Annotated in this window: 16 protein-coding genes and 1 CRISPR repeat array; of the genes, 13 read left to right on the top strand and 3 right to left on the bottom strand. The window is 37.9% G+C overall.

Annotated features, from left to right (window positions below):
• The first annotated feature begins 191 nt into the window (after nt 1-191).
• The 12 genes from cas10 to H6G48_RS09375 all read left to right on the top strand — a co-directional run bounded on the left by cas10 (nt 192) and on the right by H6G48_RS09375 (nt 13,260).
• Nucleotides 192-3,188 (top strand): type III-B CRISPR-associated protein Cas10/Cmr2, encoded by a 2,997-nt coding sequence (cas10, locus tag H6G48_RS09430; protein ID WP_242034606.1) that lies wholly within the window; start codon nt 192-194, stop codon nt 3,186-3,188.
• Between the two features lie 6 nt (nt 3,189-3,194).
• Nucleotides 3,195-4,436 (top strand): type III-B CRISPR module-associated Cmr3 family protein, encoded by a 1,242-nt coding sequence (locus H6G48_RS09425; protein ID WP_190721272.1) that lies wholly within the window; start codon nt 3,195-3,197, stop codon nt 4,434-4,436.
• Nucleotides 4,433-5,350 (top strand): type III-B CRISPR module RAMP protein Cmr4, encoded by a 918-nt coding sequence (gene cmr4, locus H6G48_RS09420; RefSeq protein WP_190721270.1) that lies wholly within the window; start codon nt 4,433-4,435, stop codon nt 5,348-5,350. Before H6G48_RS09425 ends, cmr4 begins: the two co-directional genes overlap by 4 nt.
• The gene (locus H6G48_RS09415) at nt 5,347-5,742 is read left to right on the top strand and encodes a hypothetical protein (protein WP_103672749.1); all 396 of its coding nucleotides are present in this window, start codon (nt 5,347-5,349) and stop codon (nt 5,740-5,742) included. Before cmr4 ends, H6G48_RS09415 begins: the two co-directional genes overlap by 4 nt.
• Nucleotides 5,739-7,625 (top strand): RAMP superfamily CRISPR-associated protein, encoded by a 1,887-nt coding sequence (locus tag H6G48_RS09410; protein WP_190721268.1) that lies wholly within the window; start codon nt 5,739-5,741, stop codon nt 7,623-7,625. The genes H6G48_RS09415 and H6G48_RS09410 overlap by 4 nt, the downstream gene beginning before the upstream one ends.
• Nucleotides 7,626-7,653: 28 nt before the next feature.
• A CRISPR array of direct repeats spans nt 7,654-9,376; the repeat unit is 35 nt; unit sequence GTTTCCATTAATTAAACTTGCTAAGAAGTTAAAAG.
• A gap of 584 nt (nt 9,377-9,960) precedes the next feature.
• Nucleotides 9,961-10,599 carry a hypothetical protein gene (locus H6G48_RS09405; RefSeq protein WP_242034605.1) on the top strand — a complete coding sequence of 213 codons (639 nt, stop codon included), beginning with the start codon at nt 9,961-9,963 and terminating at the stop codon, nt 10,597-10,599.
• A complete protein-coding gene (locus tag H6G48_RS09400) occupies nt 10,596-10,892 on the top strand; it encodes a hypothetical protein (protein ID WP_190721266.1) in 297 nt (98 codons plus the stop codon). Before H6G48_RS09405 ends, H6G48_RS09400 begins: the two co-directional genes overlap by 4 nt.
• 9 nt (nt 10,893-10,901) lie before the next feature.
• Nucleotides 10,902-11,477 carry a hypothetical protein gene (locus H6G48_RS09395; RefSeq protein ID WP_190721264.1) on the top strand — a complete coding sequence of 192 codons (576 nt, stop codon included), beginning with the start codon at nt 10,902-10,904 and terminating at the stop codon, nt 11,475-11,477.
• 1 nt (nt 11,478) lies between these two features.
• On the top strand, nt 11,479-12,126 hold the full coding sequence (locus tag H6G48_RS09390; protein WP_190721262.1) for a hypothetical protein: 648 nt from the start codon (nt 11,479-11,481) through the stop codon (nt 12,124-12,126).
• On the top strand, nt 12,113-12,580 hold the full coding sequence (locus H6G48_RS09385; RefSeq protein WP_159253671.1) for a PH domain-containing protein: 468 nt from the start codon (nt 12,113-12,115) through the stop codon (nt 12,578-12,580). Before H6G48_RS09390 ends, H6G48_RS09385 begins: the two co-directional genes overlap by 14 nt.
• Nucleotides 12,581-12,610: 30 nt before the next feature.
• Nucleotides 12,611-13,063: a hypothetical protein gene (locus tag H6G48_RS09380; RefSeq protein ID WP_008197488.1), complete on the top strand. Its 453-nt coding sequence runs from the start codon at nt 12,611-12,613 to the stop codon at nt 13,061-13,063.
• The gene (locus H6G48_RS09375; protein ID WP_190721260.1) at nt 13,060-13,260 is read left to right on the top strand and encodes a hypothetical protein; all 201 of its coding nucleotides are present in this window, start codon (nt 13,060-13,062) and stop codon (nt 13,258-13,260) included. Before H6G48_RS09380 ends, H6G48_RS09375 begins: the two co-directional genes overlap by 4 nt.
• Before the next feature lie 255 nt (nt 13,261-13,515).
• Here the strand turns inward: H6G48_RS09375 and H6G48_RS09370 are convergent, their stop codons facing one another.
• Nucleotides 13,516-16,017, bottom strand: coding sequence for a WYL domain-containing protein (locus H6G48_RS09370; protein WP_190721258.1), 2,502 nt, complete (start codon nt 16,015-16,017; stop codon nt 13,516-13,518).
• A 353-nt stretch (nt 16,018-16,370) separates the two neighbouring features.
• Nucleotides 16,371-16,496: a hypothetical protein gene (locus tag H6G48_RS26815; RefSeq protein WP_277925602.1), complete on the bottom strand. Its 126-nt coding sequence runs from the start codon at nt 16,494-16,496 to the stop codon at nt 16,371-16,373.
• Between the two features lie 500 nt (nt 16,497-16,996).
• On the opposite strand from H6G48_RS26815, the gene H6G48_RS09360 reads away from it, so the two are divergent.
• Nucleotides 16,997-18,673 carry a hypothetical protein gene (locus H6G48_RS09360; protein WP_190721256.1) on the top strand — a complete coding sequence of 559 codons (1,677 nt, stop codon included), beginning with the start codon at nt 16,997-16,999 and terminating at the stop codon, nt 18,671-18,673.
• A gap of 74 nt (nt 18,674-18,747) precedes the next feature.
• Here H6G48_RS09360 and H6G48_RS09355 read toward each other — a convergent pair whose 3' ends face one another.
• Nucleotides 18,748-19,521 (bottom strand): NYN domain-containing protein, encoded by a 774-nt coding sequence (locus tag H6G48_RS09355; protein WP_242034604.1) that lies wholly within the window; start codon nt 19,519-19,521, stop codon nt 18,748-18,750.
• Nucleotides 19,522-19,743: the final 222 nt, after the last annotated feature.

Here is a 19,743-nt window from a genome sequence, read left to right as displayed (position 1 = left end):
CTATCCCTAGTTCTTTCGTTAGCTTTTTGCCTAGAATCGCTAGATCTATTTCTAGTGAGAGAAGCCAGAAGCCTTTGTTGGCAAGTTTTCTAGCTCGCTTGTCCCCCTGTCAGTAAGTTAATCAATTATTTTGCTTAACTATCTTTGTTTTCGTGATAAAGTTTAAAGAGAGGCCTTAGCAATTTATGATTATGCCAGAATCAGAGTCCCCTATTAATTCAACAAATTTCTATTTTCGTAAACTTTGTGCCTTGCTAGAAGACAAATCTATTTTGCAACAATTACAGTCTATTCACCCAGAAGAGTTACAAGGACAGATAGAAGAGTTACCCCTGCAAATAGCTAGTTCATCTGATCGCGTTAATCTAGGAGAGGCTCAAGGCACTAATATTAATAGCGTGAAACATCCCATCAGTGGACAAACTCGAAATATTACTTCACAAGACTTAAGACCAGAAATTCCCGCAGAAATTACCTCAGAAACGGATATAGAAAAACTATTTTGGTGGTTTTGGCGATTTTATCCCGAACTCATCCGACAAAACCAGAATGATTTTTTCCTCTATCCTGCTCACAGCATCCTTCCTGATTGTCCCCTACATAGCTACAAAAGTACAGTTTCCGCTCTAGTTGGGGCGATGTATCCCGAACATTGGCAAGAAGGAGGTAAATCCCAACATCCCTATCTTTTTCTCTTTACCTTCTCCCCAGTACAAGAATTTATCAAAGCATCCCGAAAATTTGTCGATTTTTGGGCAGGTTCCTATCTACTGCACTATCTCAGTGTTAAACTCTGTTGGTATATTGCCGAAACTTATGGGTCTGATGCTGTGATTACTCCTTCTCTTTGGAGTCAAGAAATTATCGATGCTTTAATTGTTAAAAAATATCCAGATTTTGCGGCTAATTTTGCTTCTTTTCAAGACGGAATATCTCCAGTTGTTAGATTTGATAATGGCATCTCTACAAGTTTAAGTACGGCTGGATTTCCTAATGTGATTATGGCTTTAGTTCCTGGTAAAGAAGCAGCTAGAGAATTGGGAGAGAAATTAAAAAAATGTTTAATAGAAGAATGGTCAGAGATTGCCAAAAAAGTTAGGGAAGATATCAAAAAACGAACCCTAGAGTTTCTTAAAGATACTAAAAATCAGCAGAAAATAGATGAAATATTATTAAAAGAGTTTTTAAGCGAACAAGAAATATGTAAACGAGATTTAAAAAAATGGCAGATAGGACATCATGGTAGTTGTTGGGAGTGGAATAAACTCTGGGAAGCACAAATAGAGAAAACTTGGGAAACTTACTGGACTGCAATGCCTTTAGGCAATCCAGAGCAGCCATTAACTATTAATCCCACAGAGGAAAATTATCAGCAATGGAAACAATCGCAAAATGCGATCGCCCCTCCTCATTTAGCTGAATCTCTACCTACAACAGCCGAACAAAACCTTTACGAACAGATAAATACTGGTACTTGGTGGGGGGCATTACAAGCTCGTTTGGGACAGTCTATTCAAGCCGTAAAAAATACTCGCACTTGGGCAATTCCTACAGCACCTGGGGAACGTTCCACTTTATCGGGTCAGTTTAGCGCAGTCCATCCCCAATTACATTATCACGGGCAGTTTAAAAATGGAGGTGGACTTTCGGCTCGATCAATGCGTCTATTTTGGCGATTAATGGCTGAAGTTTATCCAGGGTTATTTAATGGCTCAGAAAAATTGAATGCGATCGAATTAACAAAACGCATGGCTTGGCGATATGGGGGAGTTGCTGAATCTTTGGGAATTAATCTAGGGCAAGAAGATGATACTAACTATGATAATTTAATTCGGTTTCCCAATTTAAGTTCTATTGCTGCTGCAAGATTTGCTTACGAAGATTTTAAAAAAGGAGGACAAAAAACACGCAACTATTGGAATTGTCTTAACACACTTATTAACCAACAATTACCTAACAAAGCAGACACTTTTGCCTCCCGTACTCGTGGTCGTCCTTATCAGATACCAAAAGTTGATCGGCAAATTAATCCAGAAAATAGGAATGGACAGAATTTTAATGGAGTCATGTTTTCCAGTAAATGGTTAGCTGATGACATGAATTGTAACGCTCAAGAAACAGCAACATTAAGAAGTTTAGTTGAAGAAGCGCATAAAAAAGCAAAATTTGGCGAAGGAAGTCCAGCCGATTGGTGGGTAATTGTCCTCGGTGATGGGGATGGGATGGGGAAATATGTCTCTGGGTCAAAATTAAAGAAATACAAAGAGTATTTAATCACAGATGCGATCGCAGAAAATGTCAAAAATCATCAAGATTACCCAGATTTACTAGCAACGCAAAAACGCATGGGGCCAGCAACCCATGTCGGGTTAAATCGCGCCTTATTAGACTTTTCTAATCGCTTAGTACCCTACCTTACGGAAGAACGTTATTGTGGTAAAGTCGTCTATAGTGGCGGTGATGATGTGATGGCAGTGTTACCTCTAGCAGATTTACCGGGATATTTGCGATCACTTCGTGCTGCCTGGTGTGCTGACCCAGATCCAGAAAGAGAATTCAGCACAGAGGGGGGGTACTGGACTCCTAAACAATCTCTGCAAGGATTACAACAACGTCCCTATTTTACGATGGGAGATGGGGCAACCATGAGTCTAGGCATTGTTATCGCTCATAAAAGTGTACCTCTTCCTACCGTATTAGAAAGCCTGTGGACGGCTGAAAAAGACCGTGCTAAAAAGTTATATGGAAAAGATGGACTCTGTTTTCGGGTGATTTATGGTTCGGGTAACACTTTAGAAGCCTTGATGAAAGGGGAGTTATTAGACTTATGGTGGAATTTTATGCAGTATGATCAGCAAGATTTAAGTGCGTTGTTCTATCGATTAGCCGAAGAATTACCCCGTCATGTTTGTGTTACTGAAAGCGATCGCCTATTGAGAAAAGCTGCACAAGTGATCATCAACCGTCGAGATCAAACACTAGAGTCTCATATTCAAGAAAACTTGCTAAATTGGTTGGATCAGTGGGAAAACTGGGCTTATCAAACCTATAATCAAGTAAATAAAAATAAAACTGAAAAAGAAGTCCCTTTAGGCACGACCGAAAAGGATTTAGCTAATCTTTTGCGGTTTAGTGCTTTCTGGAATAACAAAAGGATGCAACAAATGAAATGGGGAGAAACTGAGTAATAAACTATGGGTGAACAGCAAATGTATTGGTATGAGATCGCTCCTTTAGATGTATTGTTATTTCGGGAAGCTAAACCTTTTAGTCCAGGGGAGAGTGCTTGGGCAAAAGGACTATTTCCCCCGTTTCCCAGTACAGTTTTTCAAGCATTGCGCTCGACTTTATCCAAAGATGTCAAAGATTTAGATTTTATGGGGCCATTTCTCTTATGTCCCCAAAATAGATTATGTTTCCCCACTCCTAAGGATTTAGTTGCAGTGAGTTGGAGCAAAAAGAGTCAGCCAAAAGATGAGGAAACAAAAGAAGAGGAAAGAGAAGAAGATAATTTAGACGATACAGCTTCGTATTGGCATCGAACTTTACGTCTTCAACCTGTTGATCGAACAGATAAAGCTTGGGAACATTTGTTGTTCGACGAGGCGGGATTAGCTCCAATGGTAGCTCCTTTTAGAGAGCTAGTTGAAGAAGAGAACAGAAGAGAATTTTTCTGTCGTCCCTATCCTTGGATTACAGCAGAAGCTTTAAGCGAATATCTACAAGGAAAAGAACTTAAAGATACTACACAATTTCAGGATGATCCTTGGAATGTGCAGATTATGCCTCATATTCAAATGCAAGCGGATAAGCGACAAGTAAAAGATGAAGATGGCTATTTTACTGAAGTAGCGATTCGTCTTAAACCAGGTTGGCGATTAGTAGCGGGAATTAGTATAAAGTTACGGGAAACAGTAGTCCGGTTGGGAGGAGAAGGACATCGGGCGATTGTCATCCCATTTACTTTGTCCGATGCTGATCAAACACTACTTAATCCTAAGACCAATACAACAGGTGATTTTGCTTATTTACTCACCCCCGGACTAGCGGTTAAGGAGGAAGCCGTTTATGGCGTTTATCCCTGTGATTGGCAACCCATCTTAGCAGGATGTGTCAGCGATCGTCCTTTATTGTGGGGTGGTGTTTCTCAAATTAGGCGCAAGTTAGTTATTTCCTGTGGGAAAGAGAATCAGGAGCGCACCGCTTCGCAGATTTCTTCGGGATCATCATCCCCTAACTCAGAAGCAAAAGGAGATGAGGAATTTGCTTTATTGCCACAACGAGCCTTTGTTCCACCTGGGACTGTCTATATCTTTAACCAGATTCCATCTGAAACTGAGGCACTCTTACCTAAACCTGAATCGACGGGGAATTGGTTAACCAGTTTTCAAAAACTCAACTATGGTAAATTATTATGGGGTAATACACCATTATGAATAGTTATTTAACATACCTATATCTGCTGACCCCTTTACACACGGGCGGAAGTGCTGATGAGGGCAATTTAATGGGAATCGCCCGCGAAGTCCATACCGAGTTTCCCTATCTTCCTGCTTCCTCCTTGAGAGGTAAAATTCGCTCTGCCTTAGAACCGAGCAATCCTCAAAGTGAAGAAGAAAAAGCATTAGCAAAAGAAGTCTCTCAGTTTTTCGGTCAAAAAATCAAAGATGGACAACAACCCACAGAAGGAGAAGTTTGGTTTGCTGAGGCAACTCTCCTGTTTTTTCCGATCGCATCCTTAAGTCATCACTTAGTCTGGATTACCTGTCCTCTCTGGCTAGAACGTTGGAATCGTTGGTTGAAAAATTCCCCTTTAACTCAATTAATTCAAAACTGTCGAGAGCAAATTACAGAAGCAATACCAGCTTTAGTTAGCTTTACACCCGAACCCCTTTACTTGCAAACTGCAATTCTGCAACAAAATGCCCTAGGGCAACTAAATACTAATGATTCTAATAGCCTCTCACAATCTCTTCAAAATCTTACTAATGCTAATGGGATGATTAATCAGCTTCTGAAAAAGCTAGTCATTGTGGATGATGAAGACTGTATTGCTTTGGTAGAAACGGGATTGCAGCGAGAAGTGCGCGTTGCTCTTAATGAAGGCGAAAAAACTGTTAAAGGTGGTTCTTTTCGCTCGGAAGAAGCCATTCCCCCTGAAACTGTACTTTTCTTTCCTTGGGGAATGAAACCTGTCAAACAAACCGAAAATACTCAGAATATTCGAGCAAAAACTAGCGAATTACTTAAAAATAAACTACAATTTGGAGGTCTAGAAGGATTAGGTCGCGGTTGGTGCGATCTAAAAACAATTGAAACTACTGAAACTACTACAGGAAGTCAAAAATGAAATTAGATTCGCGTCAATTTAGCAAACAAGCACATAACGCTTTAGTTGAAATAAAAAGTGAGTTAGCAGTAACTTACCACAAAAAAGCTAGTGGATTAGTTCAAGGATTAAGCACTTATATATCTACTTGGGGACTGCATCGACTTAGTGGAGATATGCAAAAATTTCTCGGTGGAACTGCTGAAGATACACGCTATAAAGGGAAAGTTTATCAAAAATTTCTTACTAAGCTCAAAGAGTTTAGCGGGGCAGATTTTGATGTTAATGATCAAGGCACATTAATTCATATGCCTTTAAGAAAATATACCGCCCTCAATCACTTGGCAATTAAATTAGCAAAAGAGTGGTCTTTTTGGTCGCCAGCAGTCTTAGGAGAGGCAGAACAATCATGACGGCACAACAAGAATGGCAGAAATTTTTGGAAAAACTCCAAAAAGATAAAAATCCTCTTTATGACTTGTATAAAGATAGTCAGTTAGAAATAGGTACAGAAATAACTATTTATTTTTCTGACGAAGAAGCGAAAAAAAAAGCAAGTGCTAAATGGCAGAAATTACAAGCCAAGTTTCCGCCACACTGGAAAAATCAAAAGATTAATTTCAAAGTTGGACAGTTAGCCCCTTCCTCCATTACTGCAATGACAAGATCGACAGCAAGAACAAATAATCCAACCAGTCGGAAATTAACCAGTCCTCTACAAGCACTGAATCATCGATTATTTAATAATAATGACACAGCTAAACCAGTTCTAATAGAAGCGGCGGCGGCGGATAAAACTTGTCAGTCTTTATACCAACAATTAACTGAGAAAACTAAACGATTAGCTGATGAAACTCTGACTGTTGAATTCATCTGGAGGCTGCGTGTAGGGGGAATGCGCGGTTTTCAGGAGTTACTTCTTCCTGTATTTCATCCAGTCTATGGTGTACCTTATATCCCTTCTAGTAGTTTAAAAGGTGTAGTAAGAGCTTGGGCAAGACAACATAAACCAGAAGCTGAGGTAAATCGACTTTTGGGGACACTAGAGGATGGTATCGGTTGCGTTCAATTTCTTGATGCTTTTCCCACTGCACCTTGTTTGACTGTAGATATCGCTAATCCTCAATGGAGTTGGGAAAATAACCGAGTATGCTATCAACCTGTCCCCCATTATTTGTTGTCAATGGAAGAACCTGAGATTTTAATTGGGTTGACTCGTACCAGCAGAGGTAAATTAGAAGATGTCAGCAAAGTCAAAGATTGGTTACAACTAGCTTTATCAGCAGGAATTGGTTCGCGGGTTAGTGCGGGGTATGGTAGAACATCTGTTGCTTCTAGTTTGTCTCATCACTCTTCCCATGCTTTTAAATTATGGACGCAAGGGATATATGGCGCAAACCCTCCCGCTAAAGATAATCAATATCAGGGAAATAATGAATTTCGTCCCGTAGCAGTGCGAGGGATGCTGCGTTATTGGTTTCGTGCAGTAGGATTAAGTATTTATTCACCGCAGCAATGTAAAGATTTAGAAGGTAGGTTATTTGGTACTATTGAACCGCAAGCTCAAGAAGGACTAATTCGTATTTCTGTAGATTGGGAAGAGGAAGAAGGTGATCGCAATCGTCCTTATTTTTGTGAAGGTAATATTCTACTAGAAGCTAAAAATCAGGATGCTCTCAACTTAGCAGAAAAGCTATTGCAATTATCTTCTCATTTAGCAGGAATTGGGAGAGGATCGAGACGATCGTTGCATTGGAATAATCCACTAGGATTAAGGGGATGCCATTGGGAAGTTGACACTAAAAAACTACCTTGTAATCAAGAACGATGGCAGCAGTTTCTTAGAGAGGTAAGAGATTCTTTGCTTGCCCTACAGTCTGCCATAGGAAATCCTGCTAATTGTCCTCCCGGAAATCCTGGCAATCGCTCTCAAGACGTTTTGAATAGTCAGGCTCAAATTTATTTAATTTCTTGTCCTAGTTTAAAATATCCTAGAACTGTCAAGAATTGGCAAAACGAAGGATTAAGGTCAGAAGTACGGGGAGAAGGGCTGGATTTCCTTTATAGTAGTGGCTTTAAAGGTGTCAATCAAAAAGGAAATGGAAATGCTAATGTTGGCGGACGAATCAGCCAACGAGGAGAAACTGCTTCTACACCTTCTTATGTGTTAATTAAATCTAATTTTCCCCCACAACAGGAACCTTATCAAACAGTAACAATTTTTGGAGTTAACCAGCGTGATCGCGCTACATTTATTCAACAATTAAACTCATTAAATCCTATGCAAATTCAGTGAACTAGCCCGATACCAACCAACTCAGAGATTTTTTAAAAATTAAACTTGCTAAGAAGTTAAAAGTCGATGGAATCTCTGGATTTTGGTGGGGGGGCCTTTTGTTTCCATTAATTAAACTTGCTAAGAAGTTAAAAGTCGATGGAATCTCTGGATTTTGGTGGGGGGGCCTTTTGTTTCCATTAATTAAACTTGCTAAGAAGTTAAAAGCAGTAGGGGCAATTCATGAATTGCCCCTACTCCGTTGGATGGTTTCCATTAATTAAACTTGCTAAGAAGTTAAAAGTACTATGTTTACAGTCTTAGACATCGCTGGTTACGAAATTGTTTCCATTAATTAAACTTGCTAAGAAGTTAAAAGTAAGGCAACATCCGAAACCGGAAATAGTTTCCAAGGTTTCCATTAATTAAACTTGCTAAGAAGTTAAAAGAACAGCAAACCAATTTACCGCATCGGTAAATTTTGCCTTTCAATCCGTGCAAACGTTTCCATTAATTAAACTTGCTAAGAAGTTAAAAGTACCGTCGCCCTAACGGGCTGCGTTGGCACAACTGGGCGGGTTTCCATTAATTAAACTTGCTAAGAAGTTAAAAGCATCGTCAAGAAGTGCGAGAGCAACAGTACAACGTTCGTTTCCATTAATTAAACTTGCTAAGAAGTTAAAAGAAACGCATCACAGATTGATGCATTCTTGGCCTTATGTGTTTCCATTAATTAAACTTGCTAAGAAGTTAAAAGTAGGTTCAGTACTCGACGATCTAGAAAAAAACGGGGAGAAAGGGTTTCCATTAATTAAACTTGCTAAGAAGTTAAAAGTCTCAGTAAAAAATTCAATGAACGAAAATTCTTTGTTTCCATTAATTAAACTTGCTAAGAAGTTAAAAGATTCCCCGAGGCTACACTGCCCAGCGGAATGTAGCCGTTTCCATTAATTAAACTTGCTAAGAAGTTAAAAGACCACTGTAAAACTTCCCCAGGAGCAAATCTTGGCGTTTCCATTAATTAAACTTGCTAAGAAGTTAAAAGTTGCACAAAAAGAGTTGGATGCACCAACTTTAAATGTTTCCATTAATTAAACTTGCTAAGAAGTTAAAAGAAGAGTTGGATGCACCAACTTTAAATACTGCTGCGACAATGTTTCCATTAATTAAACTTGCTAAGAAGTTAAAAGGCCTCCTCTGGATCGTTGGCATATTGTATGGCCTCTTAGTAGTTTCCATTAATTAAACTTGCTAAGAAGTTAAAAGTGGATCCCTCAGAGCAACAAGTCCTGAGGGAGTTCGTTTCCATTAATTAAACTTGCTAAGAAGTTAAAAGGGGATGATGACCAATGGTCGCTCCGCCTCCGATTGTTTCCATTAATTAAACTTGCTAAGAAGTTAAAAGTATGATTCGTTCTTGTTCTGCAGCCTTGTTATTCACTGCAGAGTTTCCATTAATTAAACTTGCTAAGAAGTTAAAAGTGTCATGGTCGATTTGCTGAGCGATGAAGCTCTTGGGTTTCCATTAATTAAACTTGCTAAGAAGTTAAAAGTCTCTGGAGGCCTTGCGGAAAGAATGCATCTACCTTTGCAAAGTTTCCATTAATTAAACTTGCTAAGAAGTTAAAAGAATGGCTCGGCGCTGAGCCTCATACAATTGATGGGGTGTTTCCATTAATTAAACTTGCTAAGAAGTTAAAAGGGATTCACAACTCTATCTTGTAACGATACCTCTTCGTTTCCATTAATTAAACTTGCTAAGAAGTTAAAAGACTAGCTTGGCAAAACTAGGCTGTATAAGGATTGTACAGCAATTTTTCGTGGGATATTGAAAAGCATAGACATTATTAATAATGATTCTCAATAGTTACCTCAGTCATAAGGCTCAAAGCCTTGCTGGGCAAAGCATCGACGCACCTCAACGAAAACTCTAGATTTTCAGGCATTGTGTCTAACCCGCGAAAAATGTTGAGAAACCCCCCATTCCATCGGCATAAAACAATAGAATTTGTTCCACGCTAATGCCTATGCGATCATTGCCCTAGTACCATCTCACCTTTATAACCCTTAAATCTTTACGTCAAGCTATTTTGAAAGCCTTGCTAGAAAACAGTGTTAGGACAAGTATAATTACTCACTTGCATAAATGAGATGCTCCCGATATTTTAGTTGCTTTACCTTAATAGCAGCAGACTCTGGTAGCTCTCTATTTGTTGCTCAGGGTTGATCTCTCATCATCCTTTCGGTGTTCGCATCAGCACTCCGATTTTTCTTCAGATAGGTTCTAGAATCGAAATCAAGACGCAGGGGAAGATAGAGTTCCCTGAGTCTGAAAAGTGTACTACCGTGTAATTTTATGAAAAATAGTCTGAAACGATCGTTCCTTCGATTTATGACTGTCTCCATACTTATCGTTTTGCCATCTTGTTCACAAAAGAATCCGATCGCTCTTGTTCTCTTAAAAGATACCTCTATAAGCGGACAAAATAACGAAGAGTTTAAGACGACAACCAAGAAAGCCTGTAAGGGTATAACAGAATCCATTTCGCGTGGTGATGAATTGAAAGTTATTCAAGTCAATGGCGAGCAGGACTTTTTTGAAAATCTTACGCCCACCAATCCAACTGATGCGAAAAAACAGTGTGGAGCCGTAAGAACCACCCAAAAACAGGGAACTTTGGCCTGTCCAGCTGTTCGCACAGCCCATAAAATTTTTCAGTCATCAAAAAAACCTGGTGTATTGTTAGTCCTTATAGAGACCAACGAGCGGGAATCACCTTGCCCTCAAGATTGGAGAACTACCGTTAAAAATGTCATTGAAAAAGGTGGCTCTGTAGTCATTTTGAATGCTACAAACAACGGCGGCGAATCATTTCGCTTAGAGCTAGAAACTGCTTTGGAAGGTCTCCCAGTTACATATGCTCATACTGACGTGGAATTTGTTATTAAGAACGCTATCCAAGAAACTAGAAGAAAAGCTGAGGCAAAATTATGAAAAAATCAGATAGTTTCCCTCACTTTGAGGGCAACGGTTGGAATAGTCCCCATGTATCTAATGCCAGTGGCCACACCGAACGAGAATCAGAATCTAACCCGTGGCCAGAGTCGGAAGCAAGAGTCAATATCAATCAATCAAAGGAATTCAATCGGCTAATTGCTGAGGACCTTCATCCCCAAGATCAGGAAGACCTGTTACAACGCTTTCCTTGCTATGCGATCGCACAGAGGAGAGTTGCCGCAGCCGAGTTCTGCCGCTTTCAGATTATTAAAATTTGTGAATTATACTAAAGGAGTTTTATGCCTAGAGATACTTTCTCTTTTTTTAATTTCTGTTCTTTGTTGGTCACGAGCATCATCGCCTTCTTAAACTTTAACACGGCTATGGTTTTAGTGCCGGGGGATTGGGACGATATAAAAATATTGTTTGCCGTTCCAGTTTCCTTGATAGCCTGTATTCTTTTCGACACCAAAGTTAGCGAGGAGTATATGCGTGAACGCCTCAAAGGATTTGCGAGATCTACCTTAAATTGGATTAATATTCAGAGAGAAAGACTGAGTCAAACTCGATTTGGGACGATGAGACTGGAAACATACATCTATCTGTTTCAACTTTTTGAAGCACCTTTCTTAGAAACATCAATCATCTCAATTATTAACCGCCTTGGCTGTCTCATTTACCTAATCACCGAGTTTATTGTGAGTGCTTATTTATTACTAGAACGAGAGGATTTGCCCTGGTTCATGTCTATTGCTCCTATTCTAGCAGGATTATTGAACTTAGCAACGGGAATCCTCAAAGGACGTCTTATTGTTTACCCAAAAGCGCTTACACAACTTAGAAAAAAATATCAACAGTATTATGAGGACGTCTAAAATGAATATTAGATTGATAAATATTAACGAGATGAGTTCTCAGGATTTAAACGAACTGACGAGTATTTATGTCTCAGATGCAAGTCTGTCACCATCTAAAATGGTTGAAATCCTTCAGCAAAGAGTCGCTTGCCGCTCTCTCCATAAATCCATAAAATTAATTCAGGAAGACCACCGACGGTCTTTTGAAAACTGTTTATCAGAGAGAGATAAAAAGCTTGAAGAAATTCGGAAACAAGCAGAATCTCTACACAGTTATCCTCGAGCTATTAACGCTCCAAATCCCTCCTATTTCTTGGCAATAAATACAGTTAAAGAAGACTTAAAATTTGCTGAATCTCAAGTCAGAAATCATGAAAAATTCATCAGCAGATTAAATGACTTAGAATGGGAATTCAAGTCAGTACTAAGAAAATCATCATATTGGTCAGGTTCATTAGCTGATAGCAATATGATGGAAGAAATACTGAATGAAATGGGAATAAAAGAGCTAATGCAAGATTTAGAAAAAAGACTGAAAGAATTGCAGGAACAGGTTAAAAAATTTAGCCTTGAATTAACCAAGTTTTCCATCGTTACTGTGTACGGCGAATCAAAAGTAGAAGATTTTCAATATAGAAATGGAGCTGCTCACCATGAAATTGAATGAATCCCCTTTTGGAGCGAGCTATGCTCCTCGTCCGGAAAAACCAATCGTAGCCTTGAAACCTAAAGCTTGGTCAGTATTTTTAAGTTGGAAAAACCTCCGTGGAATAATTTTCATAATTCCTCTTTTTTCTATAGCCTGGCAGTACCTAACTCTACAACGAACCGAATATATGTTCACAACTCAACGGTTTAGGATTATTACGGGACTTTTTAACCAAGAAATTGACGAAGTTTGGCTATTTCGTGTGACAGATTTACGCATTTTAAAGCCATTTCTTTATCGTTTATTTGGAATAGCAAATCTTTACATTTACTCTACAGATAGAAATAACAAACTCGTGGTTATTCAGGCAATTTCGCTTACAGATGCCTTGAAGCTGCATGAAATTCTTCAACAGCAAGTCAACATTGAGCGACATAGAAATCGACCTGATATTCCAGGCTCTTGGCAGTAATCAATCATCTCAAAAAAAGGAAATAGTAATATGGCTGACCAAAACACATCTACTAACGGCGAGACTAATACTTCTTGTCCCAGCACAATAGATAGTCCAGAACTACAAGATAAAGATATATGGAGTTCTTATGACAATACCTTTGGCAAATACGCATTTCACGGGGGAATGGAGGGATACTTAGAAAATAAAGACCCTTCGCCTGAAAGTCCACAACAAGAGTGTTTCTACGATGATTCAGGTAATCTAATCGACGAAAATCATCAATACGCAGGAATGAGAGGAACCGCCAATGAATACGATGGACATAAGGGCGATAGTTCAGAACTATGGAACCATTTTTATAACGATAGTGGGGGAATCTGGCAAAACGGTGGAGAAGCCTTTTCTACCTCTGTGGAATCCTACTATGACTCTGTTGAAGATTATGTTTCTGATGTCTATGACTCTGTGGAAGATTATGTTGCTGATGCCTTTGAATGAAGTCAAAGTCAAAAGCTCTTGAACGTCCTCAAAGCTCAACCGCCAAGCGTTTTTATCCCCTCTATTCTAACCCGCGCCAAAAAGCCACAAAAACTAAAAAACTTCGCCAACAACAAATGGTTAATAAACAGCCAAAACCAGTCATTCTCCAGCAAAATAATGCCACTACAACAATAAATAATTTGGTCAATAGCTGAACTAAAACAGTTGCAAAAAATAAAGTCTAATTTTGGCTTTAAAATCAATTAAGGGATTGCACAGTTTTCTTGATTGGCAATCCCTTTTTTCTATTAATTCTGCATGGTATAGCCTAAATGATTGCCCACCATCAATTTTTTTATCGTTTCAGCACAGTAATATTAAAACATAATGATATTATGTTCCTACAATTAGGAATTTATTAACCTTTGTAGGGATTTAACACTGTTAAATCTTTATCTATTGACGGTGATTTAAAGATAATTCAATGATATTCTTAAGTTAGTTAATTCAGTATCTTGCTTTAACTCTCTATAGATAGCGATCGCCACTTCACTAGCAAGGTTAATTCCTGAATGGGAGTAGATCAAAAACCGCAAACCATCCACTATTTTTGAAGCTTTTTTCTTTTTTTTGATGAAAGCCACTGTTTTTTTAATATCTTCCTCATTGAATTGAGTTATATCATTTATTATAAAGGGGTGAATATGCCCAGGATTCATGTTAAGTTCAGATTGAACAGATTGAGGTTCAGCATTGCCATTAGGGGTTTTAATTGAAATAAATCGATAGTTGCTTCCCTCCTTATTTTTAACTAAGTCATTGACTTTTTCTAAGTCACAACAAATCAGTTCAATATCTTGATAAATATTAGTAATTCCCTCTCCAATACTATAAATTCTGTCAACTAATGATTGAGGTTCAATCACCTTAACTTCTTTTCCCCAACCCGAAATCCAACGAATGAGATCAATGTCCATTAAAGACCATTCGGGTACAGTAACTTTAATAGTATATTGATAGGGAGGAATATTTTGGTCTAACTTAAAAATTCCACGATCTCGCGTAGCGAGCGCTTTGCGTTCATAACTCGTTCCTTTTAACCAATCAGGTGAAGACATTTCTATTTTCTGAAATCTTTGATTTCCTTCACAAATAAATTTAAACGCAAGTTCTGTGGCGTAGAGAATGACAGTAACATTTAATTTCTTTCCTTGTTGGGAATCTAAATACTGACGCTGTTTTGCAACATCATCGCCTAAATAAATTCCTGCACTTGCATCATAAAGTTTATGGAGCTTATCTAACGCTTTCTTTTGCTCATTTATATCTCTCTGAGTATTTACTTGTTGAAATCGGATTCTATCAATTCTTGCGAAAGCAAATAAACCTTTTTTGTCTCCTTCACCTATTTCATACCCTAAATACCATGCAATATTATGAAAAACAATTTGTAAAGGGTAAGCGGTAAAGGTTTGTGGTTGTTGATCTGACCAGTTGGCTGTTCCTTGAACATGACTAAACTTCAAAAACTCTCCTTTTTTTATCGCTTCTTCTAACTGTTCAAATTGTTGTTGATATTTCTCCACATCAACAATAGATTTTGTGCCAATTAAGCGAGTAGAATAAGGGGCTTCTCCTTCTAAAAGTTTGGAATTCTCTAATCGTTGTTTAAATATATCATAAATTTCGGCAGCAAGAGGATCTTTAAAATATTTCTCTACTGAATGGGATCGGAGAGATTGATAGAGCTTATTTAACTCATATTGAGATAAAATACCTGTTCCTGCAAAGTAGCCTTTCTTCATAGCAAAATTAGGTAAAAGTTGATAAGGTTTAATACAATGACAAATATCTTCTCGAAAGTTATTTTCTAGAGGACTTCTTTGATATTCATTCTCAATATCAATCTTGCCAGAAAATAAGCTATAGTTATACATCGCTTTAACAATGCTAGTTTGCCTAAAACCTGTTTCTGTTGTCACCGAAGGTTTTCCATTTTCTTCGCATAAAAAAGGATGATGAACAATAAAACGAATCGTTTTTATTAACCGTTGAAATTTTTCTAAATCATTGTAACGATGACTAATTAAATAAGGATAATCAATCGACTCTATCTCAATTAAATTAGCCGCTATATCTCCTCTGGCTAAAATCCCATTTTTTTCTAACCAATATAAGTCTTTTTCTATTGTTTCAGGATGGGCATAAATAGCATGATACTTTTTAGTAATTACTGCACAAATTTCCTCAATTGAAGTGCTAAACTGAGGTAATTCTTCGACTTCTAAAATTTCTTTCAGGTTTTCTGGTTCAGTTTCCGCTAAATTCCCAATCCCTGGATAGTTAATAATGACGGAAATCAAGTGCATTAATCGTTCAAAGTCTAATAAACGAGAATATGGGTGAAAAACTTTATTCTTATTCAAGTTAGCTATATTAGCTAAAAGACGCTTGAATCCTGTGAGAATTGTACAAATTTCGTCAAGATCAAAGTTATTGTCTTTAACAGGAACAGGATAGATTTTTAACAGTCCTTCGTTAGACTCTGGTGGATTTTCTTGTAAATTAGCATTCATCTTATCAATTACTTCGTCAGGAACTTGGCGATAGCGTTGTTGATTTCTTTGTTTACATTTTTCCACAGAAGTCTGTAGATGCCATCCTATCCATTGAATATTAAATAAATTAACCGTTTTATAAAGAAAATCAAGTCGCCACGGGCGCATGACATTAGTGGCATCATAAATGACAGGTTGATCTTTTTCAACGGCGGTTTTAATTTGATCTAAGACTTCTACCTCAATATCCGCCCAAATTCCTTGATTTGCAGCATCTCCATAAAGTTGCGCCCGAATTTCATCGGTGGAAACCACGACAGCATTAATTTCTTCTGCCAAAACTTGAGCAAACGTTGATTTACCGCTTGCAGGAAGTCCAATCAAAAAGTGACAAATTACAGGTTTTTTCATCATTAGTTTGAAAGGCCGTAAAATAACGGTGTAATTGTTCAATTTGAGTCAAAGAATTGATTGATTCGTTACTATAGGTAAGTTCAGTTTGTCTAATCGCTCCCTTTTCTGATTCAGGAAGTTGATATTCTAGGGAGCATCTGTAACTCCTAAATTAAGCTTTATGTCAAGCTATTTTGAAAGCCTTACCAGAAGCAAGTTTTAGGGACAAGTATAATTACTTACTTGCATAAATGAGATGCTCCCATATTCTGGTTGAATCTGTGACTCGTTCTGGACTCATCTAAACCTCCACAGCAGAAGAATAAAGAATTAAAGTATATCTATCCGAGTCAATCCTATCATATAAGTACGTTCTATCGCCGTACATTTTCTAGCCATTTAAGATCGCTCAGTAAAATAGCAATCACCTGTGTTTTAACCGCAGAATAGATATAGTATTGATCGGTGTTAATAAACTGTTCTTTATAGTCTCTCCTCAATTGCAATAAAGGATGATTGAGAATAATGTTTAAGATGTCTGGAATTGTCTTATGTACAGGGTGAGAGCATCTCAAAAGCTATTGACAATTGGCCAATTTTGTGATCCGCATGGGCATTTCAGCCGATACCAGCCAATCAGAATAGTTACCAAATTGACCAAATGGGTCGATTTTTGCTTAACAATTGAGATGGCAAATTCTCCTCAAATATGCCTGAATCGTGGGTAAGCAACCCCCACAAAGTCCCTTTTGTCAAGGATTGTTAAGATGGGCTTGCCCTGATATAATAGACGGTGGGCTAATGTCCTGAATTAAGCTTAATAATCCCTAACGAGAAATAATGACCATTTCATGCGAACTCCCACCCCTTGCTGAAATTTTTCAATATGGAGTTTCTTAACTCAACCCAGAGAAGATATCGGTGTTCGCACCAAATACACTCTCATAAGCTTTAATTTAGGGTAACGTCGTCATTAGCCATTAATTTACAGTTAATAAATATGACTATTCTTCTTGCGAACCTTGGCACTTCTGACTTATCTATTAAAGTAACAGTAGATAGCAAAAATTATTATCTTCCTATTGATTTTCTCTCGAATGAACCTAATCTAAATAAAAAACTCAAAGACTTAGATAATGAGCGTCGAACTATTTGGGACAATATGTATCAAGGTTTTAACTATGTTCCTAATAGTCAAGTTTACCAAGATTTAGGATTTCCTCCCCAAAAACAACCAGTTCGTGAATTAACCAAAGCTCTACAATCAAGCTATCAAAAAGAGTCCCCTAAATGGCATTCTCTTATTCGACCGACTCGAATTGGAAGTGTAATCCGAAAAGCAGTAGCAATGGGAGCATATAAAGCCTATATTTTCGTCACCAATCAACCGACTTCACACCCTCAAGATACCATTTATTTGTTCCAGATTATTCAACAGTGGGTACAACAGGAATATCCTGCTTTTGAATTAATTCAAAAAGAGCTACAACTTAATTTAGATCCGCAAAATCCTAACCTTGAAGATTTAGTTCTTGAATACTACTATAATCAGTTGAATGAGATTTATTTAGAAGAAAATTTATCCCAAGAATCAACTATTTTAGTCAATGTTAAAGGGGGAACATTGCACCAAAAAACTGCACTCAAAATTCAAGCAATTGCCAGTGATTTTAAAAATATTCTGTTCATTGACCCCATTTTAGACCTTAATCAACTTTTAGAGGGCAAAAACTCTGAATGTCAACTAACTTCTTATTGGCTTTATCAAAGGAATCAAAAATATCAAACCGTTAAGTTACTGTTACAAAAAAGATGGGATTTTGACGGAGCAAGAGTGATTGTTAAAGATTGGCAAGAAACTTTGATTTATTTAGCACAACAAGTTTCTGCAATAGCCAGTGACACCCAAAAAGAGCAAGAAAAGTTAACAGAAATTCTCACAAGACTTGATTTTGCCGTTAGCTGTTTTAACCTTGATAAAAATGCCGTGAGAGATAATGATAAAATGGAGCATAACTTTTGGTTAAATCTTTATACTCAATGTCGGATTTATTGGGAACTAGATGAAATCGCTAACTTTCTAATCCGATTAAGTTCTTTTTATGAAGTCACTTTAAATGAATTAATTATGGGCTTACGCGGACAAAAATACTTGAGAAATAATAATCAAAATCAAGATTGGGCATTTGCCAGAAACAAAGCATCTCAAGAATTTTATAATAAGTTTCAGGAATTAGAACAGGATTTTGAAAGGAGGGATTTCTACAAATTAGGAAATCGTTATAGTAAGAGAAATTTTGTTCAAACCTTAATAGAAATTGATCATCCTGATCGCCTTGAATTATGGCAACAGATTCTAGCCTCTTTGGTAAAATTAGATTATTGGTTTGATAATCGAAATGCGCTCATTCATAGTGGCAGAGGAGTATCAGTACAAACGATGATTGATCAATTGCAAGAAGACAAACGAAATTGGACTGACGACAAAGATAAATATAAAGCTAATCCCCATAAAGCTTGTCATCCTAACAATATTTTAGGGGAAGTTCTCAATATTGCTGTCCATACTTATCAGTTACTTGGACAAAAATCATCTCCTTATGTCGGTTGCGATGAAAATACTCCCTATTATCTCTATAGCCAATTACGAGATGAAATTTGTCAACAATTGATTTAACCCTTGAATCCCCGCAAAGGCGGGGACAAGACTAATTTCAAGACCAGCTTTAGAAGCGGTGGAAGATGTGACTTTTAAGCGGTTAGTCTCTTAAGTTTAACAATCTGGTCACTGATAGATTCTAGGGGGATAAAGTCCTGTTGTAGTAATGCTTGTAAGCGAGAATTAGTGTTTACAGAAGCACCAACCACATTGACATCAACGTTGCGTGCTTGTAGTCTCTCAATCAAGGGAATGAAATCTCCATCGCCAGTTACTAAGATAACGCGGTCGCCTGGTTTAACCGCCTCTATTAAATCCAACCCCATCGCTAAATCATCGCCAAGAGTTTTCCATCCGTTTTCCCGTTGTGATAAAGGGAAGGTGATTACCTCGTAGTTAAGTTGTTTTAAGTGATGAAGCCATTGTTTTTGATTCGGAGAAAGATGCTCATGGAGTCCAGTATAATACTTTAAAGTAAAAGTATCTGTCTGTTTTGCTGGTTCCACCAGAGCAATTTTTAAGGCTTTCCAGTCAATTTCTAACCCTAGTGTTTCGGTCGTTTTGCTGAAATTGTTACCATCGATGTAGATGTGAGTCACCGTCTGTCTTTTTTGGGGTAGGGGAATGACTCGCTTCTCAGTTTCTATCCCTGGGGTTGGCTTCTCTTGGGGAGTAAGTTGATTTAACTGTTGTTGTTGCTGATTTAGAGTTGCAGTCGTTAGCTTTTGTTGATGTTGAACTTTTTGGGTTGCGCCTACCAGTAAACGGCTACTGGTTTTCAGGGTTCTGACTTCTTTAGCCACTTTTTCTGTTGTGTGTGTGACAGCTTTAACCTCTTTTTCGATTTTTTCGATCCCCTTAATCATAGTTTGGGAGTTAGTCAGACTTCCTTCAATCAGAGTCTTGATTTTTTTTTTTTCTTTAGTGGGACTTAAACGATCAACAAGAGTATAATAGAGTATAATCGTTAAAGAGTAAGCACTTTACGTTGAAAAATCGGCGATGAAAGAGACAACCCCAGCTGCGATGCCTCCCTGCTTTGACCGATGGTGTCGGCGGTTTGACAATTGCTTCAAAAACGAAGCGCA

Source organism: Microcystis flos-aquae FACHB-1344 (assembly GCF_014698375.1).
GTDB lineage: Bacteria > Cyanobacteriota > Cyanobacteriia > Cyanobacteriales > Microcystaceae > Microcystis > Microcystis aeruginosa.
The sequence above is the reverse complement of the archived record's forward strand: the minus strand, read 5'-3'. Positions and strand labels throughout refer to the sequence as shown.